The organism is Streptomyces sp. 1331.2 (assembly GCF_900199205.1).
Taxonomy (GTDB): domain Bacteria; phylum Actinomycetota; class Actinomycetes; order Streptomycetales; family Streptomycetaceae; genus Kitasatospora.
Genome location: NZ_OBMJ01000001.1, coordinates 2,892,520 through 2,916,568 on the forward strand (window position 1 = coordinate 2,892,520; position 24,049 = coordinate 2,916,568).

Here is a 24,049-nt window from a genome sequence, read left to right on the forward strand (position 1 = left end):
GTGACGAATAGTGCCGAAAAGTGACATACCCAGCAGAACCCAGGCTATCCCGGTCGCCGGGTCGTCTTGTCCGATTGACCTACCCGGCGGACTGCGCGTCGCCGGCCGTGGACGGCCCGGCGGCCGCTTCGTCGCCGACCGTGAGCAGCCGGGCCACGTGCGGCAGCACGTCCCGGTCGTGGTCGATCCAGTCGACGGCGTCCAGCTCGTCCGGGCCCAGCCAGCGCAGGGCGTCGTGGTCCTCCAGCGCGCGCGGCTCGCCGGCCAGCAGTTCGGCGGCCCAGAAGCGCAGCTCCAAGCCGGGGCGCACGGCCCACGCGCCGGGCAGCCGGGACAGCGCCCGCGCCCGTACGCCCAGCTCCTCCAGCAGTTCGCGCTCCAGCGCCTGCGCCTCGGTCTCGCCGGGCTCGGCCTTCCCGCCCGGGAACTCCCACCGCCCGGCCACCGCCTCCGGGGAGCTGCGCCGGGCGGCGAGTACCCGGCCGTCCCGGACCAGCGCACCGCCGACCACGATCCGGGGCGCGGCGTGGCTGCCGGCGGCCGGCGCTGCAGCCTGCTCGGCGGCCTGCCCGGTGGAGTGGGCGGCGGGGGTGGCGGGGGTGGCGTCCATGGCCCCGACCCTATGGCCTCAGGCGTTCCGGGGTGCGCCGTCCCCGGTTCCGGCCGACTCGGCGGCCCGGGCCGGGCCGTCCTCCTCGACCCAGTACAGCTGCTTGTGGCCGCGGGCCTCGAACTCGGCGGCCAGCCGCTGCGCCTCGGCCCGGTCCAGGCCCTTGGCGACCAGGAAGCGGTTTCCGTTGTCGTCCTGTCGCATCACCCGATAGGTGCCCATGGCGGGAGGGTACCCGGCGCTCCCCGGGGCACCGACGACCGTCGTGGTGCCCCCGGCTCGCGTGGGGGTCGAGCCGGGGGGCACGCCCGCGAGGCTATGCGCGGCGCGCTACCGGCAGGTACGGGCGCGGTTAACGGCTGGTAACCGCGGCCGCGGCGGCTCAGACCCGCAGGTCGGGTGCCTGCTCTCCGGTGGACAGGCCCAGTGCGCGGCGGATCTCCACGTTCATCGGCACCGTCTTGGCCACCAGCGCCTTGGCCCGGCGGACGTCGCCCGCCAGATCGCCACCGGAGGCCGCGGCGTCCCAGGCGACGGCCGCCTGCGACTGCGCCTCGACCAGCTTGGAGATCTTCGGCTGGACGTCGACCGGCCAGCCCGCCGTCGGCGAACCGAGCAGGGCGGCCTCGGTGCGGGAGGCGGTGGCCATCCGGCGGGCCCAGTCCCGGTACTCGGTCTCCGCGACGGAGACGTCCTTCTTCGGCTGGCCCAGGTAGACGTCGTCGAAGCCCCGGACCGCCTCCAGGTAGGCCAGCTGGGGCGCGGTCAGGCCGGACCTGTCGGTGTGCACCGACCCCCGGTGCTGGTCGTCGCTGTCCTCGAAGGCGCAGGTGACGTACCGTTCGCCGGCCGCCCAGTTGCGCGCGGTCGGGTAGAGGTAGACGTCGTCCATGCCGTCCGGGACGGCCCACTGGTCCAGCGCGTAGTCGTCCAGCACCTTGCGGCAGAGCCGGCCGGCCGACTCGCGGACCTCGTCCTCGCCCGGGTAGGGGCCGCTGCTCCCGGGGAGCTTGACGGTGCCGGCCACCTCGCCGTGGTGCGGGTCGGCGCAGGGCACCCGGCGCACCCAGTACACCGTCTCGTCGCCGCCGTCCCCGGTCACCGAGCCGCCCTCGGGGGAGCTGTAGCAGTCGCCGGCCTTGAGGGCCGACCAGTGCACGGAGCCGGCCGGCTGCTTCGGGGGCTGGCCGAACCGCCCCGGGTGTGCGGAGCTGAAGTCCCCCGCGCCCAGGAGCAGGGCGAGCAGTACCGTGCCGATGGTGCCGAGCACCACGCCGGTCACCGCCATCCCGAAGCCGCGCTCCCGGCGACGGTTGATCTGGACCAGCGCCACGATGCCGAACAGCAGGGCCAGTGGTGCCACCAGGACCAGACCGGTCACCAGGGAGCCGACCGCGAAGCCGTTGGTGGGGGCCGGCGCCGGGGCGAGGGGCGGGGCGTACGGGTGGCCGGGCTGGGGGCCGGGCTGGAAGCCGGAGTGCGCGGAGGGCGGGACGGAGGCCCAGCCGCCGGCCGGCAGCGGGTGCGGCGGCTGGGGCGGGGCGGCCGACGGAGGGACGGCGTGCGGGGGCACGGCCTGCGGGTTCGCGGGGGTGGGCCCGGCGGGGGCGGCCCAGGGGTCGGCGGGCAGGGCGGGCTCGGGCTCGGCGGGCCCGGCGGACTGCGCGGGCTCGTCGTGCTCCTTGCGGAAGTCCACCCGGGGGTCCAGCTCCGCCGCCGGAACCGTCACCCCGGTGCCTCCGGAGGTGTCCGCACCGGCGTCCGCACCCGTCCGCGCGGGCTCGGTTCCCACCGGGGCGGGCAGCTCGGACTGAGGCTCGGACACGTGGACTCCCCCAACCCGCCGGACGGGTATCGGCTCGGCGTTCGGCACCATGGCTCGGACCCGAACGGGCCCGGTGTGAACGGTCGCGCGACTTTACCCGATCTTTTCGAACGCCTGCCCGCCGCCGTCCGGGCCCCCTTCAACCGCCCCTGCGCCCGCTCAGCCGCGGGCCAGGATCTCGCCGTGCAGCATCGAGAACCAGCCGTCCCCCGCGGTGCTCCACTCCCGCCAGCCGGCCGCGATCCGCTCCGGCTCCTCCGGCTCCGCGTACCCCCGCTCGACCACCGCGCGGCCCAGCGCGGTGCCGGTCACCCGGTCCGCCCACATCCCGCCCCACCAGGCGCGCTGCTCGGGCGTCGCGTACGTCCAGGTGGTGGCGCTCGCGGTGACCTCGGCGAAGCCGGCCGCCCGGGCCCAGGACAGCAGCCGTCGGCCGGCGTCCGGCTCGCCGCCGTTGGCGCGGGCGGTCCGCCGGTACAGCTCCAACCAGCGCTCCAGCGCGGGCACTTCCGGGAACCAGGTCATCGAGGCGTAGTCGACGTCGCGCGCCGCGACCACGCCGCCGGGGGCCGTCACCCGCCGCATCTCGCGCAACGCGGTCACCGGATCGGCCACGTGCTGCAGAACTTGGTGGGCGTGCACGACGTCGAACTCGCCGTCCCGGTACGGCAGTCGGTGGACGTCCGCCTGCTCGAACACGACCTCGGCGGCCGGCCCGGGCCGCCCGGCGACGTACTCCGCGGCCTGCTGCAGCACCTCGGCGGAGGTGTCCACGGCCACCACCCGCCCCTCGGGGCCGACCAGCTCGGCCAGGTCGGCGGTGATCGTGCCGGGCCCGCAGCCGATGTCCAACACGGTCTGCCCGGGCCGCAGTTCGGGCAGCAGGTAGGCGGCCGAGTCGGCGGCGGTCCGGGAGCGGTGCGAGCGCAGGACGGCCTCCTGGTGGCCGTGGGTGTAGACGGCGGCGGGCTGCGGTGCGGACATGGGATCCCCCTGGCGCGTGGTCGGCTTTCCGTGCTCCTCGACGCCGCCGACGCTACTCTTCGTCCCGCATCCCGAGAAGTTCTGTCTCACATCGTGATCGACCGGGGGTCGGGCGGCACCCGGCCGCCGTACCGTGGAGGCGCCCCCGAGAGAACGGTCCCCGCCCATGCCCGGCCAGCGCCCCTTCGTCCTGCTGAGCGCCGCGGTGTCGCTCGACGGCCACCTCGACGACGCCTCCCCCGACCGGCTGCTGCTCTCCAACGCCGCCGACTTCGACCGGGTGGACGAGGAGCGCGCGGCCGCCGACGCGGTCCTGGTCGGCGGCAACACCCTGCGCGCCGACAACCCGCGCCTGCTGGTGAACGACCCCGCGCGCCGGGCCGCCCGGCTGGCGGCCGGCCGGCCCGAGTACCCGCTGAAGGTGACGCTCAGTATGAGCGGCGACCTCGACGCCGGACTGCGCTTCTGGCACACCGGCGGCACAAAGCTCGCCTACACCACGGACGCCGGGGCGGCGGTGCTGCGCCCCCGGCTGGGCGGGCTGGCCGAGGTGGTCGCGCTCGGTGACACGGTGGACCTCGGCGCAGTGCTGGACGACCTGGGCGCGCGCGGTGTGCGCCGGCTGATGGTCGAGGGCGGCGGGGGCGTGCACACCCAGTTCCTGGCCCGGGGCCTGGCGGACGAGCTGCAGCTGGCCGTCGCCCCGCTGCTGGTCGGCCAGGCCGAGGCGCCCCGGTTCGTCCGCCCGGCCGCGTTCCCGGGCGGGCCGGCCCGGCGGATGCGGCTGCTGGAGGCACGTACCGTGGGCGACGTCGTCCTGCTCAGGTACGCCCCGAAGGAGTCCGCGCCGTGAACCGCCCCGCCGCCACCGACCTCGACCACCTGCGCCGGGCCGTCGAGCTCTCCCGCCGCTGCCCGCCGTCCGGGACGGCCTTCTCGGTCGGCGCGGTGATCGTCGGCGCCGACGGCGAGGTGCTGGCCGAGGGGTACAGCCGGGAGACGGACGCGCACGACCACGCCGAGGAGGCGGCCCTGGCCAAGCTCCCGGCCGGCGACCCCCGGCTGCACGGGGCGACCGTCTACAGCTCGCTGGAGCCCTGCGGACAGCGCGCCTCGCGGCCGGTGCCGTGCGCCCGCCTGCTCATCGCCGCGGGGGTGCCACGCGTGGTGGTCGCCTGGCGCGAGCCGGACCTCTTCGTCACCGACTGCCAGGGCACGGCCCTGCTGGAGGCGGCCGGCGTCGAGGTCGTGGAGCTGCCCGAACTCGCCGACGAGGCCCGCGCGGTCAACGCCCACCTGCTCGGCTGAGCTCGACCCCTCCGGCACCGCCGCCGGAAACGGGGAACCGCCCGGCCCGCTCGGTGCGGGGCGGACGGTTCTCCGTGGGGCCGGCTCACACGTTGAAGCGGAACTCCACCACGTCGCCGTCGTGCATGACGTAGTCCTTGCCCTCGATGCGGGCCTTGCCCTTGCTGCGGGCCTCGGCGATGGAGCCGGTCTCGACCAGGTCGTCGAAGGAGATCACCTCGGCCTTGATGAAGCCCTTCTGGAAGTCGGTGTGGATGACTCCGGCGGCCTCGGGGGCGGTGGCGCCCTTCTTGATGGTCCAGGCCCGGGTCTCCTTGGGGCCGGCCGTCAGGTAGGTCTGCAGGCCGAGGGTGTCGAAACCGACACGGGCGAGGGTGGCGAGGCCGGGCTCCTCCTGGCCCATGGACTGGAGGAGCTCCAGGGCCTCGGCGTCGTCCAGCTCGATGAGCTCGGACTCGATCTTGGCGTTGAGGAAGATCGCCTCGGCCGGGGCGACCAGCTCGCGCTGGGCGTTCTTGAAGTCCTCGTCGGCCAGCTCGGCCTCGTCCACGTTGAAGACGTAGAGGAAGGGCTTGGCGGTCAGCAGGTGGAGGTCGCGGATCGGGGAGGTGTCGAAGCCGGCCTCGAAGAGGGTCTTGCCGGTCTCCAGGATCGCCTGGGCGGCCTCGGCGGCGGCCAGCACGGGCGCGGTGTCCTTCTTGAGGCGCGCCTCCTTCTGGAGCCGCGGCAGGACCTTCTCGATGGTCTGGAGGTCGGCGAGGATCAGCTCGGTGTGGATGGTCTCGATGTCGTCCTTGGGCGACACCTTGCCGTCCACGTGCACCACGTCCGGGTCGGTGAAGGCGCGCACGACCTGGCAGATCGCGTCCGACTCGCGGATGTTGGCGAGGAACTTGTTGCCCAGGCCCTCGCCCTCGCTGGCGCCGCGCACGATGCCGGCGATGTCGACGAAGTCGACGGTGGCCGGGAGGATGCGCTGGGAGCCGAAGATCTCGGCGAGCTTGGCCAGCCGCGCGTCCGGGACGCCGACCACACCGACGTTCGGCTCGATGGTGGCGAACGGGTAGTTGGCCGCCAGCACGTCGTTCTTGGTCAGGGCGTTGAACAGGGTCGACTTGCCGACGTTCGGCAGGCCGACGATTCCGATCGTGAGCGACATGAAGCGCAGTCCCGGGGCTTGGAGGAGTTGGGTCGGCACCGTGCGGGCCGACCCCCAAGTCTACGGGCAGCGTCCGCGGAGCCTCACGCCTCGGTCGACGAGCAGGTCAGCCCACCCGAGCGACGATCACATGAGTACGCCGCCCGGAGACACGGGACAAGACCTGAACGGTCCATTACACAGTGTGGCGATGATCGGACCGTACGTTGGGCGGGTGGAGCAGAGCATCCGTACCCAGCCGCCAGGGCCCAGACGCCGTCCGCCGAACGGCGCGGCCGCAGCCGCCGTCCCCGGTCCAGGCCGGGCTCCCGGGGCCGACGGAGCCCCCGCCTCCCGGCTGCGCCCGGTGGCCGGGCCGCCCCCCGCCCGACCGGCCGCCCCCCGGTTGCGCCTGCCGCTGCGCGGGCGCGGCGACGCACAGCTGTACGGGCGGCGACGGACCGGCCGGCCGACCCGGCTGACGGCCGTCGGCACCGGCGTCGTCGCCGTCCTGGCCACGCTCGCGGTGGCGGGCGTGGACCGGCTGCTCTTCGACGGCCTGGGCTGGCTGTTCGGCCTCGGCTACCTGGTGGTCTGCTTCCAGCTGGCCGTCCGGGTCCGCTACGTCGACCTGCTGGCCGCGCCGATCAGCGGGCCGATCGCCTTCGCCCTGGCGCTGGTGCTGCTCGCCCCGGTCGGCTCCTCGGGCGTCACCGCCCAGGTGGTCTCGCTGGCGACCGGGCTGGCGCTGCGGGCCGGCTGGCTGTTCACCGGCACCGGGCTCGCCGCGCTGATCGTGCTCGCCCGCTTCATCGCCCAGCGCCGGATCCAGCGCTCCCGCTGACTGCCGCGGCCACCGGGAGCGCGGGACACCGGGAGCACCGGGAGCACCGGGGCCGGGACCCGCAGGTCAGCCCGCCGCCCGGGCCGCCGCCATGGCGGCACCGACGATGCCCGCGTCGTTGCGCAGCTCCGCCGGCACCACCTGCGCGTCGCGGTCCTTCAGCAGCGGCAGGAACTTCTCGTGCTTGCGGCTCACCCCGCCGCCGATCACGATCAGCTGCGGCGAGAAGAGCATCTCCACCAGGTCCAGGTACTCGTCGACCCGCCCGGCCCACTGCTCCCAGTCCAGCCCGTGCCGCTCCTTGGCGGCCGAGGAGGCCCGGCGCTCGGCGTCCTTGCCGCGCAGCTCCAGGTGGCCCAGCTCGGTGTTGGGCACCAGCGCACCGTCGGTGAAGAGCGCGCTGCCGATGCCGGTGCCGAAGGTGAGCACCAGGACGACGCCCCGCCGGCCCCGCCCGGCGCCGTGGGTCATCTCGGCGAGCCCGGCGGCGTCCGCGTCGTTGAGGACGGTCGCGGGCAGGTCCAGTGCCTCGCGGAACAGGCCCTCGGCGTCCAGGCCGATCCAGCCCTTGTCCACATTGGCCGCGGTCCTGGTCCGGCCACCGACCACCACGCCGGGGAAGGTCAGCCCGACCGGCCCGCGGTGGTCGAAGTGGCGGACCACCTCGCGGACGGCGGCGACCACGGCCTCGGGGGCGGACGGCTGCGGGGTGAGCACCTTGTGGCGCTCCTCGGTGAGCGCGCCCCGGGCGAGGTCGACCGGCGCGCCCTTGATCCCCGAGCCGCCGATGTCCACGCCGAATACCGCCGTCATCACGTCCGCCCTCCGCCGTCCGCCCGCGGACCCGCTTGTCCACAGCCTGTGCACAAAACTACGAGAGGGCGCACGGGCCCGCACAGCGGAGAGCGAAACGCCGGCCGGCGGCGAGCAGGGCGGTGAAACGCCGGAGAGCCCGGCACCCCGCGGGGGCACCGGGCTCTCCGGAGGTGTCAGAGCTTGCCGGCCGCCTCGGCGCGCAGGTCACGGCGCAGTTCCTTGGGCAGCGAGAAGATCAGGTGCTCCTCGGCGGTCTTGACGGTCTCGACCGTGTCGTAGCCGCGCGCGGCCAGGAATTCGAGCACGCCGTCGACCAGGATCTCCGGCACCGAGGCGCCGCTGGTCAGGCCGACGGTGGTGACGCCCTCCAGCCACTCCTCGCGGATCTCCTCGGCGAAGTCCACCAGGTGGGCGGCCTTGGCGCCGTACTCCAGGCCGACCTCGACCAGGCGGACCGAGTTGGAGGAGTTCTTGGAGCCGACCACGATCAGCAGGTCGGTCTCGGGGGCCAGCTGCTTGACCGCGACCTGGCGGTTCTGGGTCGCGTAGCAGATGTCGTCGCTGGGCGGGCTGACCAGCGCCGGGAAGCGGTTCTTCAGCTCGCCGACGGTGGCCATGGTCTCGTCCACCGACAGCGTGGTCTGGGACAGCCAGACGACCTTGGACTCGTCCCGGACCTTCACGTTGGCGACGTCCTCGGCACCGTCCACCAGGTGGATCCGGTCCGGGGCCTCGCCCATGGTGCCGATGACCTCCTCGTGGCCCTCGTGGCCCACCAGCAGGATGTCGAAGCCCTCGTCGGCGAAGCGCACGGCCTCCTTGTGCACCTTGGTGACCAGCGGGCAGGTGGCGTCGATGGTGGCGAGCTTGCCGGCCCGCGCCTCGTCGTGGACGGACGGGGCGACGCCGTGCGCGGAGAAGACCACGATCGAGCCCTCGGGCACCTCCTCCGTCTCGTCGACGAAGATCGCGCCCTTCTTCTCCAGGGTCTGCACCACGTACTTGTTGTGGACGATCTGCTTGCGGACGTAGACGGGGGCCCCGTACTGCTCCAGGGCCTTCTCCACGGCGATCACGGCGCGGTCGACTCCCGCGCAGTAGCCCCGGGGGGCGGCGAGCAGGACACGGCGCTGCGCGGTGTTGGACATGGCTCCATCGTACGGGCGATGGGGAACCGCGCCGCCCGCGGAGGGGAGCCGCGCCGACGGCGGGCATGTTCCGTGCAGACCCGGTCGCGAGTGCTCAAATGTGGTGCCTATGAGCCCTGTGAACGAGCAGGCGACGCCGAGCGGCCTGCGCCGCAGCCTGGGCGTCCGCGATCTGATGGTCTACGGACTGCTGTTCATCGCCCCGATGGCCCCGGTCGGCGTGTTCGGCGTGCTGGACGCCAAGAGCCACGGCGCGGTCGCCACCGTCTACCTGGCGGCCACGGTGGCGATGGGCTTGACCGCCTTCTCGTACGCCCAGATGGTGCGCGCGGTGCCGCAGACCGGATCGGTGTTCGCCTACGCACGGGCCGGGCTGGGCGAGGGCCCCGGGTTCATCGCGGGCTGGATGGCGATGCTGGACTACCTGCTGATCCCGGCGGTGGCCTACCTGTTCTCCGGGATCGCGCTGCACTCCCTGGTGCCGGGCGTCTCGCGCTGGCTGTGGACGGCGATCGCGGTCGTGGTGACCACCGCGCTCAACCTGGTCGGGGTGCGGACGGCGGCGGTGGTCGGCTTCGCGGTGCTCGCGATGGAGATCGCGGTGCTGCTGGCGTTCATGGCGGCGACCGTGGTGGCGCTCGCCCAGGACGGCGCCCGGCGCGGCTGGGACACCCCGTTCACCGCCGTCGGCGACTTCTCGCTGACCGCGGTGGTCTCGGCGGTGTCCGTCGCGGTGCTCTCCTACCTGGGCTTCGACGCGATCGCCACCTTCGTGGAGGAGACGGTCGGCGCCTCGGCGGCGGTGGCCCGGGCGGTGCTCTGGTGCCTGGCCCTGGCCGGGGTGCTGTTCGTCGCCCAGACCTACCTGGCGGCGGTGCTGGAACCGATGAGCCCGCAGCAGTTGGCCGCCGACCCGGCGGCGCAGGGCTCGGCCTTCTACGACACCGTGGAGAGCGGGGTCGGGCACTGGCTGCACGTGCTGGTCGCGGCCGGCAAGGCGATCGGCGCGGCCTTCGCGGCCCTGGCCGGGCAGGCGGCGGCCGGGCGGCTGGTCTTCGCGATGAGCCGGGACGGGCGGCTGCCGCGCGTCCTCGGCACGGTCGACCCGGCCAGCGCGGTGCCGCGCCGGGCGCTGCTGGCGGCCGCGGTGATCACCATGGCGGCGGCGGTCTGGGCGGCGAACCGGGACGACGGTCTCGACCAGCTGACCTCGGTGGTGAACGTGGGCGCGCTGACCGCCTTCGCGCTGCTGCACGCCTCGGTGATCGGCTGGTACACGGTGCGGCACGGCTCGCGGGACCGCTTGCGGCACCTGGTCGTCCCGGCGCTGGGGATCGCGGTGATCGGTGCGGTGGTCTACGAGGCCTCGACCACCGCTCAGCTCGTCGGGCTCACCTGGCTGGCGGTCGGCCTGGTGGTGCTCGGCGTCCAGGGCTCCACCGGTTCGACCGGCCCGGGCGGCTCGCACGGTTCGGGCGCCGGCGGTGTCGGCCCGCGCCGCTAGCCTCGTACGCATGGCCAACACCAGCTCCCCCGAAGCACCGCTCCCGGTCGGCAAGGTCTCCGCGCTGATCGGCGGCTGGATCGACCGGCTCGGCGCGGTGTGGGTGGAGGGACAGATCACCCAGCTCAGCCGTCGCCCCGGGGCGGGCGTGGTGTTCCTGACCCTGCGCGACCCGCAGGCCGACGTGTCACTCACGGTGACCTGCTTCCGCTCGGTGTTCGACCAGGTCGCGGAGGTGGTGCAGGAGGGCGCACGGGTCGTCGTGCACGCCAAGCCGGAGTGGTACGCGGCGCGCGGGCAGCTGTCGATGCGCGCCTCCGAGATCCGGCCGGTCGGGCTGGGCGAGCTGCTGGCCCGGCTGGAGCAGCTGAAGCGGCGGCTCGCCGGGGAGGGCCTGTTCGCGGCCGAGCGCAAGAAGCCGCTGCCGTTCCTGCCGCAGTGCGTCGGGCTGGTCACCGGGCGCGGCTCGGCGGCCGAGCGGGACGTGCTGGAGAACGCCCGGCGGCGCTGGCCGGCCGTCCGCTTCGAGGTGCGCAACGTCCCGGTGCAGGGGGTCAGCGCGGTGGAGCGGGTGAGCGCGGCCGTGCGGGAGCTGGACGAGCACCCCGAGGTGGACGTGATCATCGTGGCCCGCGGCGGCGGCAGCGTGGAGGACCTGCTGCCGTTCTCGGACGAGGGGCTGGTGCGGCTGGTCGCGGCCGCCCGTACGCCGGTGGTCAGCGCGATCGGGCACGAGCCGGACCAGCCGCTGCTGGACTTCGTCGCCGACCTTCGCGCCTCCACCCCGACCGATGCCGCCAAACGGGTGGTTCCGGACGTCGGCGAGGAGCTGGCCAAGGTCCACCAGCTGCGCGACCGCGCCCGCCGGCACGTGCTGGGCCGGGTCGAGCGCGAGCAGCACGGGCTGGACGGGCTGCGCAGCCGCCCCTCGCTGGCCGCTCCGCACCGGATGCTGGACGGCCGCGGGCAGGAGGTGGAGGGCCTGCTGGAGCGGGCCCGGCGCACCCTGCGGCACCGGCTGGACCACGCGCAGAGCGACCTCGGGCACACCCTGGCCCGGGTGGTCGCGCTCTCCCCGGCGGCTACCCTGGAACGCGGCTACGCGGTGCTCCAGCGGGCGGACGGCACGGTGGTGACCGACCCGGCACAGGCCGCGTCCGGCGAGGGGCTGCACGCCAGGGTGGCGGGCGGCGGCTTCGACGTCACCGTCGACTAGGGCAGGCCCTGGGCTGTCCGGCGGACGGCCGGGCCGGCTGTCGGTCCCACCCCCTACGCTGGCACGCATGGCAGAGCAGCAGGAGCAGCAGGACGCGGCGGCACCGGGCCCGGACGACGCACTGGGCTACGAGCACGCCCGGGACGCGCTGCTGGACGTCGTCCGGCAGCTGGAGAACGGCGGGACGTCGCTGGAGGAGTCGCTGGCCCTGTGGGAGCGCGGCGAGCAGCTGGCGAAGGTGTGCCAGCGCTGGCTGGACGGCGCCCGGGCCCGGCTGGACGCCGCGCTGGCCGCCGAGGAGGGCGGGGTGCCCGGCGGCGAGTGAGGCCGATGGGGCAAGTGATGCGGGTCACATTCCCTTGGGGAATCGTTGAATATTCACCTATGTTGGAGCAGGTGATCGGCCACGGCCGGTCACACCGACGAACCCCCTCCCGCATGAGGTGCAGAAGCATGACCACCGACGCCCTGGCTCTCGACGCCGCCGCCCAGGACCTGCTGTTCCGCGAGGCCCGCACCGCGAACACCTTCACCGACGAGCCGGTCAGCGAGGAGCAGGTCCAGGCCATCTACGACCTGGTCAAGTACGGCCCGACCGCCTTCAACGCGCAGCCGCTGCGCGTCGTGCTGGTCCGCTCGGCCGAGGGCCGCGAGCGCCTCGTCCAGCACCTGGCGGACGGCAACAAGGCGAAGACCGCCGCCGCCCCGCTGGTCGCCATCCTGGCCGCGGACAACGAGTTCCACGAGGAGCTGCCGACCCAGTTCCCGCACTTCCCGCAGGCCAAGGACGTGTTCTTCTCGGAGCGCCCGGTCCGCGAGCAGTCGGCCGCGCTGAACGGCGCCCTGCAGGCCGCCTACTTCCTCATCGGCGTGCGCGCCGCCGGCCTGGCCGCCGGCCCGATGACCGGCTTCGACGCCGAGGGCATCAACAAGGAGTTCTTCGCCGACGGCGACCACTCGGTGCTGGCCGTGGTCAACATCGGCAAGCCGGGCGAGGACGCCTGGTTCCCGCGTTCGCCGCGCCTGGCGTACGACGAGGTCGTCACCACGGTCTGACGCCCCCGCGCCACAGCCCGCAGCAGAGGGCCCCGCACCGGTTCGTCCGGTGCGGGGCCCTCTGGCGTTCGCGTTCCCCGGGCCTGGCGCCACTTGAGCGCCCGGGCCCGGCGCTACTTGAGCGCCTGGGCCTGGCGCTACTTGAGCGCCTGGGCCAGCTCGGCCAGCTCCTCGTAGGAGGCGGTGCCGGTGAGCAGGGTGGTCCCGGAGCCGGTCGGCGCGGTCAGCGCGCGGGCCTTCTCGCCCTGCACCCGGTCCCAGGTGCGGCCGGCCACCTCGGAGGTGCCGTCCGGCTGCCCGCCCGCGACCTTGTCGGACAGCAGCGAGTCGCGCGGTGCGTCGCTCTGCTCGACCGCCGCGTACTGGCCCGACGGCGTCACGAAGCCCAGGTGCCAGGCGTTGCCCTTGCCGTTGTTCTGGTCGGCCGGCCGGTAGCTGACGGAGGTGGCCCGCCACTTGTCGGGCAGCCCCTCCGGAGCGAGCAGCGGGTACGGCGCGGCGCGCTTGGCGGTGGCCGCCGCCACCTTGAACTCGACCACGTGCACCGGGTCGCTGTCGGCGTCGTGCGGGAGGAACAGGTACCCGACCCAGACGACGAAACCGACCGCCAGCATCGACAGGACCATGTCCCGTACGGTCTGGCGGCCCCTCATGCCCTTGCTCTCTGCAGCCACCCCCACATGGTGACTCATCCACATCCCGGCCCGGCCACCCGGGGTGTCCACGGACGGGTGAACCGGGCGAAACGATGCTTATCGCACCGCTGGGGCGACCCGCGCCACAGACAGTCATCTCGTGGGCAGATACGATCGCAGAACCCTCACCACGGCGTTCGACCTGGCAGTAGTCGGGCGCTCACTGGCCGTCGCGTACAGAGAGGTAACGACGATGACCACGCAGTACCCGCACCACCTTCCCAGTGCCCTGGAGGTCGCGCCCGAGGCTCCGGACCGGAACCTCGCGCTCGAACTCGTCCGGGTCACCGAGGCGGCCGCGATGGCCGCCGGCCGGTGGGTCGGACGTGGCGACAAGAACGGCGCAGACGGCGCAGCCGTGAAGGCGATGCGCACCCTCGTCTCGACCGTGTCGATGAACGGCGTGGTCGTCATCGGCGAGGGCGAGAAGGACGAAGCCCCGATGCTCTACAACGGCGAGCGGGTCGGCGACGGCACCGGCGCCGAGTGCGACGTCGCGGTGGACCCGGTGGACGGCACCACCCTCACGGCCAAGGGCATGAACAACGCCGTGGCCGTGCTCGCCGTCGCCGACCGCGGCACCATGTTCGACCCCAGCGCCGTGTTCTACATGGACAAGCTGGTGGCCGGCCCCGAGGCCGCCGAGTTCGTCGACATCACCGCCCCGGCGGCCGTCAACATCCGCCGGGTCGCCAAGGCCAAGGGCAGCGCCGTCGAGGACGTCACCGTCGTCGTGCTCGACCGCCCGCGCCACGACGGCCTGGTCCGGGAGATCCGCGAGGCGGGCGCCCGGATCAAGTTCATCTCCGACGGCGACGTGGCCGGCGCGATCATGGCCGCCCGCGAGGGCACCGGCGTCGACCTGCTGATGGGCATCGGCGGCACCCCGGAGGGCATCATCGCGGCCTGCGCGATGAAGTGCATGGGCGGCGTGATCCAGGGCCGGCTGTGGCCCAAGGACGACGCCGAGCGGCAGAAGGCCCTCGACGCCGGCCACGACCTGGACCGGGTGCTCACCACCGACGACCTGGTCAGCGGCGAGAACGTGTTCTTCGTCGCCACCGGCATCACCGACGGCGAGCTGCTGCGCGGGGTGCACTACCGCTCGGAGACCGCCACCACCAGCTCGCTGGTGATGCGCTCCAAGAGCGGCACGATCCGCGAGATCAACTCCACCCACAAGCTCTCGAAGCTGCGGGCGTACAGCGCGATCGACTTCGACCGCGCCAACTGACGCACCCGGCCAGGGCGTTCTCGGAGAACGTGCTCCCACGGAACAGCGCGCGGCGGCCCCGGCGGAATCCCCCTCCGCCGGGGCCGCCGCGCGTCCGGACCCGGGCCTTCGGGCGCCCGGTCCGCGGCGCCGGGGTCTTCGGCCGGCCGTCACCCGGCTATCCGGGCCCGCGCGGCCGCCGGCACCCGGGCCGCCTCGCGCAGCTCCCCGTCCCGGCGGCGGCGCCGGGCCAGCACCACCCGCCGCTCGGCGGCCGTCAGCCCGCCCCAGACCCCGTACGGCTCCGGCTGCGCCAGCGCATGCTCGCGGCACTCCAGCAGCACCGGGCAGCGCGCACAGACCCGCTTGGCCTGCTCCTCGCGGGACAGCCGGGCCGCGGTCGGTTCCTTGGAGGGCGCGAAGAACAAACCCACCTCGTCCCGTCGGCAGGCCGCACCGGTGTGCCAGGGGTTGTCCTCGCCCGCGGCGGCACCCGCCGGGCCGCCGGGGGGCTGCGGCTGCGGACTGACGCCGGTGCGGCGCTCCAGCAACTGCGCGGCAGCGACGGGCGAAGTGGTGCGGGACTCGATCGGATGCAGCACGGCCGTACTCCTGACGAGGCTCTCGGACACGGGGGAACCTCGCTCCCCTGCCCGGCTGCGAGCCCCCGCTGTCGAACCCTCCGGAACGGCCGTTGGGCCGCCTCCGGTGCGCAGCCGCACAAGAAGCGATGTGCGGAAGGAACTACCCCGTCCGGCCGCGATTCATGCACACTGCACGCAATCGACTACGGAGTGCACCGGGCACAACGCCGAGCGCCAGACCGGGAGTTGATCCACGGCCGGGCGCTGGGCAGGTCAACGGCTGCTACTCGGTGCCGAGTTGGCGCCGCACCCACTCCTTGATCTTCTTGCCCTGGCGCGGCTTGGCGGTGCAACCACCGAACAGCGCAAGGCCCTTGACCCGGACAACCGGAGCGTACGGGTCCGCCGCGGTCTGCTCCCGAACGTCGAAACCGCCGAACAGGCCGAGCCCGCCGCCGTGCAGGCTGACGTTCTCCGGCACCCGGACCTCGACCCCGCCGAACATCGCCATGACCACGATCTCCACCTCGGGAGACTCGAACACGGCGTCGCTCAGGTCGATCTCCACCCCGCCGAACGCGGCGAAGGCCTTCAGGTGCGAACCCACCCGCCAGCGGCCCTTGCGGGACGCACCGCCGAAGATCGCCACCACCGAGGGCGACTCCTGGCGCGCGGGCGGCTGCGGCGGCGCAGCGGGGGCCGCCGCGCCCAGCGGCTGCTTCTCGAAGGAGAGCGGGCGGGCCGGCAGGTCCCTGGTCAGCGGCGCCAGTTCGCCGAAGGTCTTGGCGGCGTACGCGGCCTCGATCCGCTCCGCGTGCTCGTCCGCGTCCAGCCGGCCCTCGGCGTAGGCGTCCCGCAGCAGTTCCGCGACCCGCTCGCGATCGGCGTCCGAGACCCGCATCTCCGCCTGCGCCACCGGGGCGTGCGACGACGCGGCCCCGGGCGCGGGGTCCGGCTTGGGTTCGGGCGTGAGGTGGGGCTTGGGCTCGGCCTCGGATTTGGTCATCGGTACGGGCGCCGGCACCGGCGGCTGCCCCGGATCGTCGTGCGACGGCGAGTTGTCCACGGGGCCCAGCCTAGCCGCTCGCACTCCTGCCCGAGTGAGCCCCGTCACGCAAGGCTGCCCTGTCCGCATGCCGCCCGCGCCCGGGTCCTACCCTGGATGGTGCTTCGCCGACGCAGCCGGACCACTGGACACCTAAGGACCGCCCCGATGGCTCCCACGCCAGACTTCGAGTACAGCGACCTGCTCCCCCTGGGCGCTGACCCGACCCCGTACCGCAAGCTGACCTCCGAGGGTGTCTCCACCTTCGAGGCCGGCGGCCGGACCTTCCTCCAGGTCGAGCCCGAGGCGCTGCGGCTGCTCACGGCCGAGGCGATGCACGACATCTCGCACTACCTGCGCCCCGCCCACCTCGCCCAGCTGCGCCGCATCCTGGACGACCCGGAGGCCAGCCCCAACGACCGCTTCGTCGCGCTCGACCTGCTGAAGAACGTCAACATCTCGGCCGGCGGCATCCTCCCGATGTGCCAGGACACCGGCACCGCGATCGTCATGGGCAAGCGCGGCCAGAACGTGCTCACCCAGGGCGGCGACGAGTCCGCCATCGCCCGCGGCGTGTACGACGCGTACACCAAGCTCAACCTGCGCTACTCCCAGATGGCCCCGGTGACCACCTGGGACGAGAAGAACACCGGCAACAACCTGCCGGCCCAGATCGAGCTGTACGCCACCGACGGCGACGCGTACAAGTTCCTCTTCATGGCCAAGGGCGGCGGCTCCGCCAACAAGTCGTACCTGTACCAGGAGACCAAGGCCATCCTGAACGAGGCGAGCATGCTCTCGTTCCTGGAGCAGAAGATCCGCTCGCTCGGCACCGCGGCCTGCCCGCCGTACCACCTGGCCATCGTGATCGGCGGCACCAGCGCCGAGTTCGCGCTCAAGACCGCCAAGTACGCCTCGGCGCACTACCTGGACAACCTGCCGACCTCCGGCAACGCCAAGACCGGCCACGGCTTCCGCGACCTGGAGCTGGAGGCCAAGGTCACCGAGCTGACCCAGAAGATCGGCATCGGCGCCCAGTTCGGCGGCAAGTACTTCTGCCACGACGTGCGCGTGGTGCGCCTGCCGCGGCACGGCGCCTCGCTGCCGGTCGCCATGGCCGTCTCCTGCTCCGCCGACCGCCAGGCGCTCGGCAAGATCACCGCCGAGGGCGTCTTCCTGGAGCAGCTGGAGACCGACCCGGCCAAGTACCTGCCGGAGACCACCGACGAGCACCTGGACGACGACGTGGTGCGGGTCGACCTCGACCAGCCGATGTCCGCGATCCGCGCCGAACTCTCCAAGTACCCGGTGAAGACCCGCCTCTCCCTCACCGGCACCCTGGTCGTCGCCCGCGACATCGCCCACGCCAAGATCAAGGAGCGCCTGGACGCCGGCGAGGGCATGCCCAAGTACCTCCAGGACCACCCGGTCTACTACGCGGGCCCGGCCAAGACCCCCGAGGGCTACGCCTCCGGCTCCTTCGGCCCGACCACGGCCGGCCGGATGGATTCCTACGTCGACCAGTTCCAGGCGGCCGGCGGCTCGATGGTCATGCTCGCCAAGGGCAACCGCAGCAAGCAGGTCACCGACGCCTGCGCCCAGCACGGCGGCTTCTACCTCGGCTCCATCGGCGGCCCGGCGGCCCGCCTCGCCCAGGACTGCATCAAGAAGGTCGAGGTCCTGGAGTACGCCGAACTCGGCATGGAGGCCGTCTGGCGCATCGAGGTCGAGGACTTCCCGGCGTTCATCGTGGTGGACGACAAGGGCAACGACTTCTTCCGCGAGACCACCGAGGGCCCGCTGATCACCAACCTCCGCGTCCGCTCCAAGGAGTAGCCCGAAGGAGTGCACCTCCGCGCGCCCCTGAACCGCCCCGGTCGCCCCTGCGGCCGGGGCGGTTTCGTGCCGGTGTGGCCTCTGATACCGGAGATTCGGTACCGATCCTCCGAATGATCGACGGGTCAGCGCGGCTCAGGCGTCGAAGTCGTACTCCAGGACGTAGGAGGCCGCGTCCAGGATCATCTCGTTGAGTTCCACGACCTGGCCCTCGTCGGCGAAGGCGGTGCGGCAGATCAGGATCACCGGGGTGCCGGCGGACAGCTCCAGGCGGGTGGACTCCTCCGTGCTGGGCATCCGGGAGCGGACCTCCTCGCGGAAGTGGACGGGCTTGGCGCCGATCTCGGCCAGCCGGGCGTAGGTGCCGCCGGGGCCGGTGTCCTCGCGGGTGATGGCGGTGCCGGCCACCAGGCCCGCGGGCAGGTACGAGGTCGAGAGCAGCACCGGCTTGCCGTCCAGGACGAAGCGGCGGTGCCGTACGCACATCGGGGCGCCGGGGTCCACCCCGAGCACCCGGGACACGTGGTCGGGCGCGGCCCGCTCGGCGACGGAGACCTGGTCGACCACCAGGGTGCGGTTGTCGATGTCCGCCGACCATATCGACCGACCGGAGCCCCACTGGCCCTGCGCCAGCCGCTGGATGCCGCGACGGCGCAGCGGCCGGAAGTCCCGCACGAACACCCCGGCGCCGCGGCGCGCCTCGGCGATGCCCTCGCTCTGCAGCACGCCCAGCGCCTGGCGGGCGGTCATCCGGGCGACGCCGTACTCGTCCATGAGGTCGTTCTCGCCGGGCAGGCGGTCACCCGCGCGGTACCGGCCGGTGTCGATGGCCGCCTTCAGCGCGTCGGCGATCCGCTGGTACTTGGGCTGTTTGTCGCCACTGCTGCCGGTCATCGCCGCTCCCTCTCCCTCGGACAAATCGTAGGCGTGCCTCCGGCCGCCGGTAAGCAGATACGACCGTTGACATCTCTAGAGATTTTAGCTTCTCTAGAGATGCTGGCCAGTCGCCTACCGGAGCGAGGAGCACAGCGGTGACCATCCGACAGCGCAACACCCCGGCCTACCGGCCGCACGTGGGTGAACTCGTCCTCGACCGGAGGACCGGACGCACCGGCATCTACATGGACACGATCGGCGGCGAGCTCTACCTCCGCCCCGAGGGGGCGGCCGCGAATGGGCCGTCGAACCGCACGACGTCTCGCCCGTTCCGCGGCCACGCGAATCAGCCGAATACGATCTTCCGCGCTAATCGCGGCAAAAAGCACGCAAACTGCAGCATTCCGACCCCGTCAATCCGACCGGTGAATCCGGAATTCCGGAACGCCCCGCACCCGCCGCCGGGCACGTTACGGATATCGCCGGTCACCATGAGTGCACTGCGCGCGCGTTTCGGCCACCAGGCTTCCACCGACGGGGAATTGGCGCGCCCACAACCGACGGCGCCCCCGCGCCCGGACGGGGGCGCGGGGGCACTCGGCCACAACGGCTTACGGGTTGCCGCCGATCGCGTTCTCCGGCCGGTACGGGCCGCCATGCGTGCCGGTGGCCGGCTCGTCGGGCTCCTCGATGTGCCGGCCCTCGTCACCGAACGGGCCGTTCTCGAAAGCGTCCTTCTCCGCGTCGGTCGGCGCGGTGTACTCGGTCGGGTTCGGGGACGCGGTCACCGCGCCCTCCACCGCCTTGCCCGCCTCCACAGCGGCGGCCGGGGTGCCGGTCTGCGCCGCGTTCTCGGGCGCCGACTGCACCGGGGTCTCGCTCTGGTCGTTGGCCATTGGGCGGCCGCCTTTCGGTCATCAATTGTGTCCAGCCCGGCCTCTGTGGCGCGGGCGCGGGGACAGTATCGTAGGGTTGATTAAATGTCCGATAAACATCGTGCGGCTTGCGGCGCCGTCCGGCAGAGTCGGGCGTCCGCCTAAGCTGAACCACCACGGCGGACCGCCGAGCGCCCTTCACGGAATCGACACCACAGGCCATCGGGGGACTTCATGCAGTTTCGGGAGACGCCGCAGACCCCTGCGCTGCGCTTCCAAGTCCTCGGTCCGGTCCAGGCCTGGCTCGACGGCAGGCCGCTCTCCCTCGGTTCCCCCCAGCAACAGGCCGTTCTGACCACCCTCCTGCTGCACTCCGGACGCCCGGTCACCACCCAGGACCTCGTCGACGCACTCTGGGGCGAGCGGCCCCCGGCCCAGGCCGTGGCCGCACTCCGCACCTACGTCTCCCGCCTGCGCTCCGTCATCGAGCCCCGCCGCGAGGTCCGCAGACCCGCCGAGCTGCTGGTCTCGGTGGCCGACGGGTACGCGCTGCGCATCCCGGGCGAGGCCCTCGACCTGTCGGTCTTCGAACGGCTCTCCACCGAGGCCGCGGCCGCCCGCACCGCGGGCGACAAGCACGAGGCGCACCGGCTGCTGGTACAGGCGCTGGACCTGTTCAGCGGCCGCCCGCTCACCGGCATCCCCGGACCTTACGCCGACGCCCAGCGGCTGCGACTGGCCGAGCGACAGGCGGCCGCCGCCGAGGAGCGGTGCGCCGCCGCGCTCGACATCGGCCTGCACGCCGAGATCGTCGGCGAGCTCAACAACCTGACGACCGAATACCCGCTGCGCGAGCGCCTGCGCGAACTGCTGATGCTGGCGCTGTACCGCTGCGGACGCCAGGCCGAGGCACTCGGCGTCTACACCGACACCCGCAAGCTGCTGATCGAGGAGCTCGGGGTCGAACCGGGCGCGGGCCTGTCCGCGATGCACACCCGCATCCTCGCGGCCGACCCGGCGCTCGCCGTCCCGGTCGTCCCCGCCCCCGCCGTCCGCGAGGACGGCCCGGCCGCACCTCACGCTCCGGCCCAACTCCCCGCCGATGTGTCCGACTTCAGCGGGCGCTCGGAACTGGCGAGCGACCTCTCGGCGGTTCTGATGAACGCCACCGGTCAGGCCGTGGTCGTGACCTCGCTGGCCGGCATCGGCGGGGTCGGCAAGACCACCCTCGCGGTGCACGTCGCCCACCGCGTCCGCGCCGAGTTCCCGGACGGCCAGCTGTACGTCGACCTGCGCGGAGCCGGCACCTCGCCCGCCGACCCGGTGGTCGTCCTGGGCGATTTCCTGCACGCGCTCGGAGTCACCGAGACCCCCGACTCGCTGGAACAGCGCGCCGCCCTCTACCGCTCGCTGCTCGCCAGCCGCCGCATGCTGATCCTGCTCGACAACGCGCGTGACGCCGACCAGATCCGGCCGCTCATCCCCGGTGTCTCCGGCTGCGCCGTACTCGCCACCAGCCGCTCCCGGCTGGCCGGTATCCCCGGTGCCCAGCTGTTCGACGTCGAGGAGCTGACCCCGGACGAGGCGCTCGCGCTGTTCTCGGCCATCGTCGGCGAGCAGCGGGTCGCCGCCGAGCCCGAGGCCGCCATGAAGGTGGTCACCGCCTGCGGTTTCCTCCCGCTCGCCGTCCGCATCGCCGCCGCCCGGCTGGCCAGCCGCCCGCGCTGGAGCGTCTCCGACCTGGCCAGTCGGTTAGCAGACCAGCGCCGGCGGCTGGACGAACTCCAGCTCGGCAACCTCGCCGTGGAGACCACCATCGGCCTCGGCTACGGACAGCTGTCCGAGCCCGAGGCCCGCGCCTTTCGATTCCTCGCCCTGATCGACTCCCCCGACGTCCCGCTGGCGGCCGCCGCGGCGCTGCTCGGCGTGGACGAGTACACCGCCGAGGACCTCGCCGAGGCCCTGGTCGAGGCGAACATGCTGGAGTGCTTCGCCCCGGGCCGTTACCGCTACCACGACCTGCTCCGCCTCTACGCCCAGCGGCAGAACGAGCGGATGGGAGACACCGGTGAGCAGGAGCAGGCGGTGCTCCGGCTCCTCGAACTGCTGATCCCGACCGTGCGAAACGCGGCCCAGGTGATCGAGCCGGACGAACCCGTACTCGAACAGCTGACCGCACTCGCGTCGCCGGGACTCGGCCTGCCCACGAGTCACGCCGCACAGGACTGGCTGCGCACCGAGGGCGGCCTGTTGCTCAGCACCGTCGAGGCCGCCGCGAGCGGCCCCGGCACCCTGCAGCGCGCAGCCGTCGACCTGTTGAACTACCTGATCAGCATCGACCCGGACCCGACCCGCGGCCCCCGAGCGCTCCGGACCCTGGAGGCCATCGGTGCGGACGCGCATCGTCGTGACGACTCGGCCGCGCTCGCCCGAGTGCACTTCGCCCGCGGCACCCTGCAGTCCGTCACCAGCGACTTCCAGGGCGCCGAACAGTCCTTCCGTCGGAGCCTGGGCCACCAGGCGCCGGACGACCCGACCGTCCTGCTCGTGGCCACGGCCAACATGCTGGGCGTGATGCTGAACGTCGGCAACCGTCCGGCCGAGGCCCTGTCGTTCTACGAACAGGCCCGTGCCACCAGCCAGGCCGTCGGCTCACCGACGGCCGAGGCGCGGGTGGTCAGCAACATGGCCCGGGCGCAGCACCGGCTCGGCATGACGGAGACGGCGATCAAGTCGGCCGGCGACGGCGTGGCCGCCGCGCGCGAGTCCAAGAACGGCCCGCTGCTCGCGCAGACGCTCTACCAGCTCGGCGTGGTGCTCTCCGGCGCCGAGGCCGTCCCGCACCTGCGGGAGGCGCACGGGCTGTACCAGTCGCAGCGGAACCTCCTGTGGGAGGGCTACACCCTGGCCCGGCTCGCCTCCGCCCTGCTGGTCGCCGGGCAGCCTGCCGAGGCCGCCGAGGCGGCGGGCGCGTCGCTGGCGATCGCCCAGGAGCTGGACTCCGCCTACTGCCAGGGCCTTGCCAACGCCGCGCTGGGCGAGGTGTTGCTCGCCCTGGCGCAGCCGGCTCGCGGGCTCGCCTGTCTCCAGGAGGCGCACGCGATCTTCACGCGGCTCGGTGTGCCAGAGGCCTCCCCCGTGGCGGACCTCATCTCCCGACAGCAGCACACCGAGCCCTTCTCTCCCCCCGCGCCGTAAGGCCTCCGTCGTTCCCCCCTCGGAGGGCCTCCCCCGATCCGCGTCGGCGCTCCCGCAGCCCCCCGGCTGCGGGAGCGCCCTCAACGCTTCCCCGGCGCTGGACTCCACTGTGCACCGGGCCGATTGACGTTTGATAAACGTCGGATAGTCAGCCTGCAGAGTGGGAAAACCGCAGGTCAGCGGCGCCACCCCGGCGCGCCGTGCGGCGTGCGGGGCCCGCCGCACCACCCCGGCCCGCACCGTCGTGCTTCCGCAACCCCGGCCACAATGCCCCAAGCACGACGAGTTGGCCGGAAAGGGACCCCACGACGCAGTGATCACGCATATTCTCAGATGCCAGTACGCACACGAGTGTCTGCCGGAAACGCGTCGGGTGCGGTCCGTCGGTGTGATGCGGGGAGCGTGACGCACCGCCACCGGCTGCGGCCCAGGGGCCGCCGCGGAGCCGACCGGAGGCCACGGGTGGAAGGGTGCCCTCAACGTGACGACCGGACGGATATCCGATGCGTTCCCCGTCGGCGAGGACGCCGGGGACGACGAGCCCGAGGTACGCCGGCGCCGCGCGGCCCGGGCCCTGCAGGCGGTCGCCTTCGACACCATCGGGGCCGGGTACGGCGAGGCCTTCCCCGCCAAGGACGGGCAGCTGGCCTGCGGTCGGCGGCTGCTCGCCGGGCTCGAACCCGGCGCCCGGGTGCTGGACGTGGGCTGCGGCACGGGCGAGCCGACCGTCCGCCAGCTCGTCCGGGGCGGGTTGCGGGTGACCGCCGTGGACCTCTCCGACGTGATGCTCGGCCTGGCCCGTGAGACCTCCGTCCCCGGCGACTTTCCGCCGGTGTTCCATCGGATCGACCTGTACGATCTGGCCACCTCGCGCGCCGATCGGGTCTGGAACGCCCCCGCGCTCGGGCCGGAGGGCCACGGCACCTTCGCCGCCGTCACCGCGTTCTTCTCGTTGATCCTGCTGCCGCAGGACGAGGTCCCGACCGTCCTCGGGCGGCTGCGCGAACTCCTGCGGCCGGGCGGCCTGCTGGCGCTCGGCATGGTCGAGGCGGACCTGGATCACGTTCCGCTTCCGTTCCTTGGCAGAGAGCTGCGGATCAGTGGGTATCTGAGGGAGGATCTGGAGCGGGTCCTGGTTGCGTCCGGTTTCGCCGTCGAGGAGTGCTCGGGGCATCCGTACGCGCCGGCCAGTACCACGCTGCCGCCGGAGGAACAGCTGTTCCTGTGCTGTCGACGCGTCGGCTGAAGGAGCACCGACAACCGGGCCGGAGCCACGGC

The 24,049-nt window shown here is 73.1% G+C and carries 21 protein-coding genes and 1 pseudogene; 10 read left to right on the forward strand and 12 right to left on the reverse strand.

Annotated features, from left to right (window positions below; genetic code table 11):
- Nucleotides 1-79: 79 nt before the first annotated feature.
- From CRP52_RS12135 to CRP52_RS12150, 4 genes are all read right to left on the reverse strand, one after another.
- On the reverse strand, nt 80-610 hold the full coding sequence (locus CRP52_RS12135) for an NUDIX domain-containing protein (protein WP_097236409.1): 531 nt from the start codon (nt 608-610) through the stop codon (nt 80-82).
- A gap of 18 nt (nt 611-628) precedes the next feature.
- Entirely contained in the window at nt 629-832 is a 204-nt protein-coding gene (locus CRP52_RS12140; RefSeq protein ID WP_097236410.1) for a hypothetical protein, read from the reverse strand.
- 160 nt (nt 833-992) lie between these two features.
- Nucleotides 993-2,435 (reverse strand): DUF4190 domain-containing protein, encoded by a 1,443-nt coding sequence (locus tag CRP52_RS12145; protein ID WP_097236411.1) that lies wholly within the window; start codon nt 2,433-2,435, stop codon nt 993-995.
- 159 nt (nt 2,436-2,594) lie between these two features.
- Nucleotides 2,595-3,419: a methyltransferase domain-containing protein gene (locus CRP52_RS12150; RefSeq protein WP_097236412.1), complete on the reverse strand. Its 825-nt coding sequence runs from the start codon at nt 3,417-3,419 to the stop codon at nt 2,595-2,597.
- 166 nt (nt 3,420-3,585) lie between these two features.
- Here CRP52_RS12150 and CRP52_RS39465 point away from each other — a divergent pair.
- A pseudogene (locus tag CRP52_RS39465) lies at nt 3,586-4,727 on the forward strand (dihydrofolate reductase family protein).
- An 85-nt stretch (nt 4,728-4,812) separates the two neighbouring features.
- Here CRP52_RS39465 and ychF read toward each other — a convergent pair.
- Nucleotides 4,813-5,886, reverse strand: a complete 1,074-nt coding sequence (gene ychF / locus CRP52_RS12165; protein ID WP_097236415.1) for a redox-regulated ATPase YchF — start codon at nt 5,884-5,886, stop codon at nt 4,813-4,815.
- A gap of 346 nt (nt 5,887-6,232) precedes the next feature.
- On the opposite strand from ychF, the gene CRP52_RS37600 reads away from it, so the two are divergent.
- Nucleotides 6,233-6,709 (forward strand): DUF6542 domain-containing protein, encoded by a 477-nt coding sequence (locus tag CRP52_RS37600; RefSeq protein WP_097236416.1) that lies wholly within the window; start codon nt 6,233-6,235, stop codon nt 6,707-6,709.
- 66 nt (nt 6,710-6,775) lie between these two features.
- Here CRP52_RS37600 and ppgK read toward each other — a convergent pair whose 3' ends face one another.
- Complete coding sequence (gene ppgK, locus CRP52_RS12175; RefSeq protein ID WP_097236417.1) at nt 6,776-7,522, reverse strand: polyphosphate--glucose phosphotransferase; 747 nt, start codon at nt 7,520-7,522, stop codon at nt 6,776-6,778.
- 176 nt (nt 7,523-7,698) lie between these two features.
- Entirely contained in the window at nt 7,699-8,673 is a 975-nt protein-coding gene (locus CRP52_RS12180) for a 4-hydroxy-3-methylbut-2-enyl diphosphate reductase (RefSeq protein ID WP_097236418.1), read from the reverse strand.
- A 109-nt stretch (nt 8,674-8,782) separates the two neighbouring features.
- Between CRP52_RS12180 and CRP52_RS12185 the strand changes: the two genes are divergently transcribed.
- The 4 genes from CRP52_RS12185 (at nt 8,783) to CRP52_RS12200 (ending at nt 12,449) form a co-directional block, all read left to right on the forward strand.
- Nucleotides 8,783-10,177, forward strand: coding sequence for an APC family permease (locus tag CRP52_RS12185; RefSeq protein WP_097236419.1), 1,395 nt, complete (start codon nt 8,783-8,785; stop codon nt 10,175-10,177).
- A 10-nt stretch (nt 10,178-10,187) separates the two neighbouring features.
- Nucleotides 10,188-11,393 carry an exodeoxyribonuclease VII large subunit gene (gene xseA / locus CRP52_RS12190; RefSeq protein ID WP_097236420.1) on the forward strand — a complete coding sequence of 402 codons (1,206 nt, stop codon included), beginning with the start codon at nt 10,188-10,190 and terminating at the stop codon, nt 11,391-11,393.
- 67 nt (nt 11,394-11,460) lie between these two features.
- Nucleotides 11,461-11,718 carry an exodeoxyribonuclease VII small subunit gene (locus CRP52_RS12195; RefSeq protein WP_097236421.1) on the forward strand — a complete coding sequence of 86 codons (258 nt, stop codon included), beginning with the start codon at nt 11,461-11,463 and terminating at the stop codon, nt 11,716-11,718.
- A gap of 128 nt (nt 11,719-11,846) precedes the next feature.
- Nucleotides 11,847-12,449, forward strand: coding sequence for a malonic semialdehyde reductase (locus tag CRP52_RS12200; RefSeq protein WP_097236422.1), 603 nt, complete (start codon nt 11,847-11,849; stop codon nt 12,447-12,449).
- Between the two features lie 137 nt (nt 12,450-12,586).
- Here the strand turns inward: CRP52_RS12200 and CRP52_RS12205 are convergent, their stop codons facing one another.
- Nucleotides 12,587-13,123 carry a DUF4245 domain-containing protein gene (locus tag CRP52_RS12205; protein ID WP_257032431.1) on the reverse strand — a complete coding sequence of 179 codons (537 nt, stop codon included), beginning with the start codon at nt 13,121-13,123 and terminating at the stop codon, nt 12,587-12,589.
- Between the two features lie 214 nt (nt 13,124-13,337).
- Between CRP52_RS12205 and glpX the strand changes: the two genes are divergently transcribed.
- Nucleotides 13,338-14,378, forward strand: coding sequence for a class II fructose-bisphosphatase (gene glpX, locus CRP52_RS12210; RefSeq protein ID WP_030055344.1), 1,041 nt, complete (start codon nt 13,338-13,340; stop codon nt 14,376-14,378).
- Nucleotides 14,379-14,527: 149 nt separating this feature from the next.
- Here the strand turns inward: glpX and CRP52_RS40455 are convergent, their stop codons facing one another.
- Nucleotides 14,528-14,905, reverse strand: a complete 378-nt coding sequence (locus CRP52_RS40455) for a WhiB family transcriptional regulator (protein ID WP_097240032.1) — start codon at nt 14,903-14,905, stop codon at nt 14,528-14,530.
- Nucleotides 14,906-15,224: 319 nt separating this feature from the next.
- Nucleotides 15,225-16,007 carry a DUF1707 SHOCT-like domain-containing protein gene (locus CRP52_RS12220; RefSeq protein ID WP_257032432.1) on the reverse strand — a complete coding sequence of 261 codons (783 nt, stop codon included), beginning with the start codon at nt 16,005-16,007 and terminating at the stop codon, nt 15,225-15,227.
- 147 nt (nt 16,008-16,154) lie between these two features.
- Here CRP52_RS12220 and CRP52_RS12225 point away from each other — a divergent pair, with 147 nt between their 5' ends.
- Nucleotides 16,155-17,822 carry a fumarate hydratase gene (locus tag CRP52_RS12225; RefSeq protein WP_097236424.1) on the forward strand — a complete coding sequence of 556 codons (1,668 nt, stop codon included), beginning with the start codon at nt 16,155-16,157 and terminating at the stop codon, nt 17,820-17,822.
- Between the two features lie 135 nt (nt 17,823-17,957).
- Here CRP52_RS12225 and CRP52_RS12230 read toward each other — a convergent pair whose 3' ends face one another.
- On the reverse strand, nt 17,958-18,716 hold the full coding sequence (locus CRP52_RS12230) for a GntR family transcriptional regulator (protein ID WP_097236425.1): 759 nt from the start codon (nt 18,714-18,716) through the stop codon (nt 17,958-17,960).
- Nucleotides 18,717-19,309: 593 nt separating this feature from the next.
- Nucleotides 19,310-19,594, reverse strand: coding sequence for a hypothetical protein (locus CRP52_RS12235; RefSeq protein WP_097236426.1), 285 nt, complete (start codon nt 19,592-19,594; stop codon nt 19,310-19,312).
- A gap of 213 nt (nt 19,595-19,807) precedes the next feature.
- Between CRP52_RS12235 and CRP52_RS12240 the strand changes: the two genes are divergently transcribed.
- Entirely contained in the window at nt 19,808-22,771 is a 2,964-nt protein-coding gene (locus tag CRP52_RS12240) for an AfsR/SARP family transcriptional regulator (RefSeq protein WP_097236427.1), read from the forward strand.
- 481 nt (nt 22,772-23,252) lie between these two features.
- Nucleotides 23,253-24,017, forward strand: a complete 765-nt coding sequence (locus CRP52_RS12245) for a class I SAM-dependent methyltransferase (RefSeq protein ID WP_257032433.1) — start codon at nt 23,253-23,255, stop codon at nt 24,015-24,017.
- Nucleotides 24,018-24,049 lie beyond the last annotated feature (32 nt).

What these genes read in the sequence shown, in the direction of transcription:
- CRP52_RS12135 (WP_097236409.1), bottom strand. Translation starts at nt 610, where the DNA reads ATGGACGCCACCCCCGCCACCCCCGCCGCCCACTCCACCGGGCAGGCC.
- CRP52_RS12140 (WP_097236410.1), bottom strand. Translation starts at nt 832, where the DNA reads ATGGGCACCTATCGGGTGATGCGACAGGACGACAACGGAAACCGCTTC.
- CRP52_RS12150 (WP_097236412.1), bottom strand. Translation starts at nt 3,419, where the DNA reads ATGTCCGCACCGCAGCCCGCCGCCGTCTACACCCACGGCCACCAGGAG.
- ychF (WP_097236415.1), bottom strand. Translation starts at nt 5,886, where the DNA reads ATGTCGCTCACGATCGGAATCGTCGGCCTGCCGAACGTCGGCAAGTCG.
- ppgK (WP_097236417.1), bottom strand. Translation starts at nt 7,522, where the DNA reads ATGACGGCGGTATTCGGCGTGGACATCGGCGGCTCGGGGATCAAGGGC.
- CRP52_RS12180 (WP_097236418.1), bottom strand. Translation starts at nt 8,673, where the DNA reads ATGTCCAACACCGCGCAGCGCCGTGTCCTGCTCGCCGCCCCCCGGGGC.
- CRP52_RS12185 (WP_097236419.1), top strand. Translation starts at nt 8,783, where the DNA reads ATGAGCCCTGTGAACGAGCAGGCGACGCCGAGCGGCCTGCGCCGCAGC.
- xseA (WP_097236420.1), top strand. Translation starts at nt 10,188, where the DNA reads ATGGCCAACACCAGCTCCCCCGAAGCACCGCTCCCGGTCGGCAAGGTC.
- CRP52_RS12195 (WP_097236421.1), top strand. Translation starts at nt 11,461, where the DNA reads ATGGCAGAGCAGCAGGAGCAGCAGGACGCGGCGGCACCGGGCCCGGAC.
- CRP52_RS12200 (WP_097236422.1), top strand. Translation starts at nt 11,847, where the DNA reads ATGACCACCGACGCCCTGGCTCTCGACGCCGCCGCCCAGGACCTGCTG.
- glpX (WP_030055344.1), top strand. Translation starts at nt 13,338, where the DNA reads ATGACCACGCAGTACCCGCACCACCTTCCCAGTGCCCTGGAGGTCGCG.
- CRP52_RS12225 (WP_097236424.1), top strand. Translation starts at nt 16,155, where the DNA reads ATGGCTCCCACGCCAGACTTCGAGTACAGCGACCTGCTCCCCCTGGGC.
- CRP52_RS12230 (WP_097236425.1), bottom strand. Translation starts at nt 18,716, where the DNA reads ATGACCGGCAGCAGTGGCGACAAACAGCCCAAGTACCAGCGGATCGCC.
- CRP52_RS12235 (WP_097236426.1), bottom strand. Translation starts at nt 19,594, where the DNA reads ATGGCCAACGACCAGAGCGAGACCCCGGTGCAGTCGGCGCCCGAGAAC.
- CRP52_RS12240 (WP_097236427.1), top strand. Translation starts at nt 19,808, where the DNA reads ATGCAGTTTCGGGAGACGCCGCAGACCCCTGCGCTGCGCTTCCAAGTC.